Source organism: Bradyrhizobium sp. BRP56 (assembly GCF_020194035.1).
GTDB lineage: Bacteria > Pseudomonadota > Alphaproteobacteria > Rhizobiales > Xanthobacteraceae > Bradyrhizobium > Bradyrhizobium australafricanum.
Genome location: NZ_JADYVV010000032.1, coordinates 91354 through 97900 on the forward strand (window position 1 = coordinate 91354; position 6547 = coordinate 97900).

Sequence of the window (6547 nt, forward strand, 5' to 3'; positions counted from 1 at the left end):
AACTGCGGGAAGCCGGGCGAGCTACGAGAGAAATCGCGAGAGAGCTAAAGCGCGGCGTGAGGCCGCAATCCGGAACCGGTTCGTCAAGCTCGCATACCTAAAGAAAGAACTCGCGCCACGGAATTAGGACGTATCAGCGGTACGCCGCTCGCGTCAAGGGACAAGAGAAGAAGTCGCATGTTCAAACAACCACGCTTCCGTTCCTATTCAACCGCGGCTCGCATCGGTATTGGCATTGCGGTCTTAAGCGCCGTCCTGCTGGTTTGGATAATAATGACGCACGTCGTGCGGTAAGGCTGGCCAGTTGGTGTAGGTGGAGAGGGCACAGCCGATCTGAGCGTGAAAGCGCACGCGCCGCACGTCGATTCAAATAAGAAGCCGGAAAGGGCCGTGGTCAAGATCACCGGCTACGCGCTGAGTCTCGGCAAGAGCATTACCATCGAACGGAGCGTCAAATCGCCCTCGACGCCGACAATCACTCCGAACGATGCAAAGACGCGGGAATTCGTCACGAAGCTCGAAACACATCCCGAGTTCGCGCTCTCAAGGCATCAAATCATTAAATACATTCTCACGCCTCCCGGGAAGCGATCGACGGATGTTCAGACCTTGTTGCGGCTGGAACAGGTCGAGAAAGCCCGAACGTCGCTCCTAAGAGTGATGAATGACACTAAGAAAGAGGCGACGAGGGCCGATACCGATGACAGCCGCGCTAAGCAGGAGTTCTTTCAGCATTTTGGATTAAGAACGCCCAGCGAATCCGACCTGCTTGCCGCTCTGAACGAGCGCCGCACACTGCTAAAGCTTGAACCGCTGCGCGATCTGGCGCCTGGAGCTTCAATCAAAGCCGGCGTCACCTCGGATAAGCTGAAACGCTCCGACTGTCTGGCGCTGCGCACACCTTGCGAAGGTATTTGGAATACATCGCCACCATCCTCGCCGACAATTTGCGTGCGGATTCCGATTTATTCCGGCCGGGTATTCCGACTTGAAGCCGGCCATCGTTCCGATTTGAAGCCGGCCGGGTTTTTGGAAGTCGGCGTTTTCGTTTGGGTCAGTCCCTCAGGCATCGAGTCCCGCGTTGATCAACGTGGGGAAGCGGATGCCGGCCAAGAGAGAACTGACCATGCGACATCCGGGCTGGCGTGGCCTTTGGCGGGCGATCTGACCGACGCCGTTCTTGAACAACGTCTGTTTGCCCATGCCGGCGTCAGGCGCGGCTTTCGCCGGCACCGGGAGCCGGATTGGGCCTCGCTGGCCTGTGAGCTGAAGCGGCCTGGCGTCAATCTGATGGTGCTGTGGGAGGAGTACCGGGCGGTCCACCCGGAAGGTTATGGCTACAGCCGGTTCTGCGATTTATTCCGAGAATTCGACCGGCGGCTGTCTCCGACGATGCGGCAGGACCATCCGGCCGGCGACAAGGTCTTTGTCGATTACTCCGGCAAGAAGATCATGATCGTTGATCGCGAAACCGGGGTTGTACGCGATGCGGAGATCTTCGTCGCCGTGCTCGGCGCCTCGAGCTTCACCTACGCGCAGGCGACGTGGACGCAGGGGCTCGCCGACTGGATCAGCGCCCATGTTGGCGCCTTCGCGGCGATCGGCGGCGTCCCGGCGCTCTTGGTGCCTGACAACACCAAAGTCGCAGTCATCAAGGCGAGCCTCTACGACCCGCAGATCAATCGCACCTATGCGGAGATGGCCGCGCATTACGGCACGGCCGTCCTGCCGGCGCGGCCGCGCAAGCCGCGGGATAAGGCGAGCGCTTCATACTGCACCTTATTCCTTTGATGGCGCGGTGATGGAGGTGAGCTGCGCCGGGCGGGCGCCGCGCCCACCGCAGCCCTTGCGGATCGTCATGCCAGGTGGGATCTCCCACAGGCCCCGGTTCAGGCTATCAGTATAGCATTTTTTGATGACCCCCTGGCGACCCCACGTGTGTACGGCTGTCTCGGAGACGCAGAATTTGGCGGCGATCTCGCGCGTCGTGAGCATACCACGTCGACGCAGCCGCTCATATCGGCTCGCAAGTTTGTAGGCGCAGCGAATGAAGGCAACCTTCTTCAGATTGAACGCCTTTGCCTCCCACGTACGCCATCCGTGATTATTGAGAATCTCGGCGACTTCGCGATCGCAATGGTGGTCAAGGAGACGATCGACCTCGGCGACGAGTTCAGGTTTGAACTTGCGGATCTGGGCGATGGGTAGCGGCCGGTCGAGCACCAAGGTACGCGTGGCGCCGCCAGACAGGCGCACATGGCCGTGATGGTTTGCGACTTGATTAAGGTTACGTCGTCGATGAGCAGACGCACGATGCGCTTGCGCTCGCGGGAGTCAACTCGCGGATCTTGCCAAATCCGCGGAAGCTGCTCGGCGAGGTCAAGGATGCGTCGCTGGGCTTGTGCGCTGAGGGCCGCAGCTTGCTGCTTGTTCCGGCGCTTGTAGTCTTCGTCGGCATCGGCATGACGGCGCAGCTTGTCGTTCCATTCGGCCTCGAGTGAATCCGCGACGAGCCGGTTGTCGGGATCGACCTTCATGTAGCGTCGACGCGCAAGCTCGGCTTCATAGCGCATCCGCTCGACATGCTGGCGACGCGCTGCATCGGTCTCTGCGGCGCGCGCCTCAAGCTCGCGCTGCACCTCAAGGGTGACGGCCAGCGTCATCGGCGTCATCAGCTCGATCATCAAGTCTGCGATCCCCGCATCGACAATCTTCCCGGGAACCGTTTGGCAGGTCCATCCCGCGCGGCGTACCGCGTTCGCCTGGCACAGATAGGTTGGGACGGTGCTGCCGTGCTCCTGGCTGTAGCGCACACCCATGCGTTCGCCACACAGGCCACAGACCACGCGGCCTTGGAGGAGCGCCGGTCCCTCACGCGCCGGTCCCGACCGCCGCTCGCCACCGAAGGCACGAGCGTTGTCGGCGAGCCGCCGCTGGTTGGCCTCGAAGCGCTCCCAATCGATGTAGCCCTGGTGCATCCCCGGCATAACGAACTGCCAATCGGCCCTGGCAACCTTGACGACACTGGTGCCACCATCAGGCCGGTGCCGTATGCGCGTTCGGCCATACGCAAAAGCGCCGGCGTAGCGTGGATTGTGGAGCACCTGCAGAACGCGCGCATGGTGCGGCGCCGCCCAAAGGAGATCACCCTTGTTCGGTCCTGTCCGGAGTCGGCGCGGGAACAGCAAACCTTGCTCCCGGAAGAAGCGGACCGTCTGCATCGCACTTCCGGTCTGCTCGAAGGTATCGAACACGAGACGAATTGCGTTCTGCACCTGGATGTCGGGATCGAGGCCGATCGTCCGGTCGTTCCGGTAAACCAGCCCGACCGGAGGACACATCTCGAGCTCGCCGCGGCGGGCCTTGTTGAGCTGACCACCACGCATGCGTGCTTTGAGGATGTGCAGCTCGGCTTCGCTCATCGTGCCTTTGAGGCCGAGCAAGAGGCGATCATTGAAGCTGGCTGGATCGTAGATACCGTCTTCGTCAAGGATGAGCGTCGCCGTCAATGCGCAAAGCTCGATGAGCCGGTGCCAGTCGGCCGAGGTGCGCGCCAGGCACGATACCTCCAATCCCATGACAATACCGGCCTTGCCGAGCGCCACCTCGCTCACCAGTTGTTGGAAGCCGTCGCCTGCTGTCATACTTGATCCGGACTTGCCGAGATCGCGATCGATGACGTGAATGCGCTCGATCGGCCAGCCGGCCACAACCGCTCGATCCCGCAATCCATATTGGCGCTGGGTGCTCTCGCCGTGCTCGGCGACCTGGCGAAGGGTCGATTGGCGGACATAGAGGTAAACGTCGCGCTTGAGATGGTCGGCGGTGACTTTAAGCTCAGGCATGGAAGGGCTCCATTGCGATGGCGACGAGGATGCCGGCGATGAGGCGCGTGACGTCACCTGTTGGGGACGACGGATTGTCTGGGGCCGAGTGCGCGAGCCGATGGTCGTGGCAGGCCGCCTCCGTATCGACCTCTTGTCCGCGCGCTCGGACCCACGCTGCCAATCCCCGTCGACGAAGAATGATGAGACCTGGGCAGGCCGTGAACTCGGCACGCAATGCGGCGGCGCGTAGGATCTCGTAGCTGTCCGCTGCGTCCGCAGGCGCGACGATCAAGCTGGGTTGAGTCGTTTTTTTTTGCGCGCCAGCGCCCGCTCCAGGCTGCGTCTATGCACCTTGACGCCGAACCGCGCCTCGATCGCATCTAGGCAGTGCGACGTCGTCAGTTCGGGTCTTGCAGCTTTGAGAGCGGCGACGAACGCAACGACCTCGGCAGAGACCTTGTGGCCGCCCTTGGGGCCTCGCCGGTTCGGCAACAGGCCGGCAAGCCCGGCGGTCTGCAGGGCGCTCTGCGCCTTGTAGAAGGTCGGGCGCGTTACGCCGAATGTCTCGGCGGCCTCGCTGATTGCTATGCCGTCGACTTGGTGACGTCGCACCATCTCGTAGCGCACCTGCACCAGGTCCTTGGCATCGAAGAATGGGTTGCTGACGAACGAGGGATCGCGGACGGCTTCGGGATTTGGATTGAGGACGCCGTCTTGCGCCAGCGCCTCGCTCTTCGGATCCCGCTTGTTCCTGGCCATGCTCGGCCTCAATCTGACGTAAATATAAATACGCCTCTATATATTGAGTGTCAATGAAGATATCAACGCAATATTCAAATATATGGCTACTATTGGCGTAGTGATACGCCAGGCTGCCTCGACGGTACGGCGCCATTATCTTTACACACACGGCGTATTTATGTTTACGCAACGCCGACGCCGACGCTCTCCGCGAGCCGGTCCAGCGCGTCACAAAGCGCCAACAGGTCAGCCGCGCAAAAGGCTGCTCTACCCGCAGCGATCAGCCGGAACTCGTCGGGTGGATCGATATCGGTCCAGGCGCTCGCGATCGTGCAAAGTCGACCGTTCTGGCCCTCATAGACCAGCCGGTCTTCGCCCCAATGACGGCGCCGACAGATCAGCTCGAACTTGCGACCGCAAAGCGGATGGAAGGGATGCGTGATCCGCACCTTTTGCCGGGTCGTACCCGCATGACCTGCAGTCGACAACTTTTGCCAAGGCCAAGGTCGAGCAGGCTGTCCTCATCATCGAGCGCTGGCTGCTCGGCCGCCTGCGCCACCGCGTCTTCTACAGCCTCACCGAGGTCAACGCAGCGATCGGCGAGTTGCTCACCAGGCTCAACGAGGAGCGGCCGATCCGACGGCTCGGCGTGACGCGCCGCCGGCTGCTCGAGGAGGTCGACCGGCCGGCGCTCAAGCCGTTGCCGGCAAGCCCATACGTCCTCGCGGAGTGGCGGATCCGCCGCGTCAGCCTCGACTACCACGTCGAGGTGGAGAAGCGTTATTACAGCGTTCCGCATCGCTTCGCGCGTGCCGAGGTCGAGGTGCGGTTCACCGCCCGCACCGTCGAGGTCTTCCACAAGGGCGAGCGGATTGCCGCGCATCAGCGCATGAGTGGCAATCACAAGCACACCACCGTGCCGGAGCACATGGCCTCCAGCCATCGGCGCTACGCCGGCTGGACCATCGGGCGTATCCGCCAGGACGCCGCCGCGATCGGGCCGGGAACCAGCGCATTGTGCGACCTCATTCTCGACGAGCGCTCGCACCCCGAACAAGGCTTCCGCGCCTGCCTCGGCATCCTCAGGCTCGCCGCGTCCTACGGGCGCGAACGGCTGGACGCCGCGGCTGCGCGGGCGATCGACATCGGTGCGCGCACCTATGGCTCGGTCAAGTCGATCCTCGCCAACAATCTCGATCGGCGTCCTGCTCACCAGCGCTCCGCGGACGATGCGCCGATCCTGCATGCCAACATCCGCGGACCGCGCTACTACAATTAGGAGACCGTCCCTTGCTCACCCATCCGACCCTCGACCGCCTCAACGCCCTCGGCCTCCACGGCATGGCCAAGGCCTTCGCCGACATCGAAGCCGCCGGTGAGGCTGGCAGCCTCGGTCACGCCGAATGGCTTGCTCCGCTGCTCGAACGTGAAGCCTCGCTGCGGCACGACAAACGGCTCGCCACTCGCCTGCGCTACGCCAAGCTGCGCCAGCAGGCGTGCGTCGAGGACATTGACTACCGCACCCCGCGCGGCCTCGACCGCCCACTGTTTGCCAAGCTTGTCGAGGGACGCTGGATCGACGACCACGTCAATCTCCTGATCTGCGGCCCGGCCGGCGTCGGCAAGAGCTGGCTCGCCTCGGCGCTCGGCCACAAGGCCTGCCGCGACAATCGCTCCGTGCTCTATCAACGTGTTCCGCGGCTGTTCGATGACCTCGCTCTCGCGCGCGGCGACGGCCGCCATCCACGCCTGTTGCGCGGCCTCGGCCGTGTCGATCTGCTGATCCTCGATGATTGGAGGCTCGAGCCGCTCGGTGCCGGCGCCCGTCATGACCTCCTGGAAATCCTCGAAGTGTCAATCGGCGTTCAAATTTGGCTCTGACTCACTTTTGATGCAGTTCGAGAGATGTCTGGCGCTTTGATTGGGGAGAATCAGCGCCATGCAGCAAGCACTCCACCGCTCCAGTTTGGTGCCGCGTG

General features: G+C 62.6%; 4 protein-coding genes and 2 pseudogenes. 3 read left to right on the forward strand and 3 right to left on the reverse strand.

The window, feature by feature from the left end:
- Positions 1-390 precede the first annotated feature (390 nt).
- Entirely contained in the window at positions 391-1791 is a 1401-nt protein-coding gene (gene istA / locus I6F38_RS22740; protein ID WP_225161866.1) for an IS21 family transposase, read from the forward strand.
- A gap of 272 nt (positions 1792-2063) precedes the next feature.
- On the opposite strand, the gene I6F38_RS22745 is transcribed toward istA, so the two are convergent.
- The 3 genes from I6F38_RS22745 to I6F38_RS22755 form a co-directional block, all read right to left on the reverse strand.
- Complete coding sequence (locus I6F38_RS22745; RefSeq protein ID WP_225161867.1) at positions 2064-3845, reverse strand: recombinase family protein; 1782 nt, start codon at positions 3843-3845, stop codon at positions 2064-2066.
- A gap of 270 nt (positions 3846-4115) precedes the next feature.
- Entirely contained in the window at positions 4116-4586 is a 471-nt protein-coding gene (locus tag I6F38_RS22750; protein ID WP_075969308.1) for a helix-turn-helix domain-containing protein, read from the reverse strand.
- Positions 4587-4750: 164 nt separating this feature from the next.
- Positions 4751-5017: a DUF5372 family protein gene (locus tag I6F38_RS22755; protein WP_225161868.1), complete on the reverse strand. Its 267-nt coding sequence runs from the start codon at positions 5015-5017 to the stop codon at positions 4751-4753.
- Between the two features lie 47 nt (positions 5018-5064).
- Between I6F38_RS22755 and I6F38_RS22760 the strand changes: the two are divergent.
- Together I6F38_RS22760 and I6F38_RS22765 are read left to right on the forward strand one after the other, a co-directional pair.
- A pseudogene (locus I6F38_RS22760) lies at positions 5065-5847 on the forward strand (IS21 family transposase); the annotation flags it as partial.
- Between the two features lie 11 nt (positions 5848-5858).
- Positions 5859-6419, forward strand: a pseudogene (locus I6F38_RS22765) (ATP-binding protein); the annotation flags it as partial.
- Positions 6420-6547 lie beyond the last annotated feature (128 nt).

What these genes read in the sequence shown, in the direction of transcription:
- I6F38_RS22745 (WP_225161867.1), bottom strand. Translation starts at nt 3,845, where the DNA reads ATGCCTGAGCTTAAAGTCACCGCCGACCATCTCAAGCGCGACGTTTAC.
- I6F38_RS22750 (WP_075969308.1), bottom strand. Translation starts at nt 4,586, where the DNA reads ATGGCCAGGAACAAGCGGGATCCGAAGAGCGAGGCGCTGGCGCAAGAC.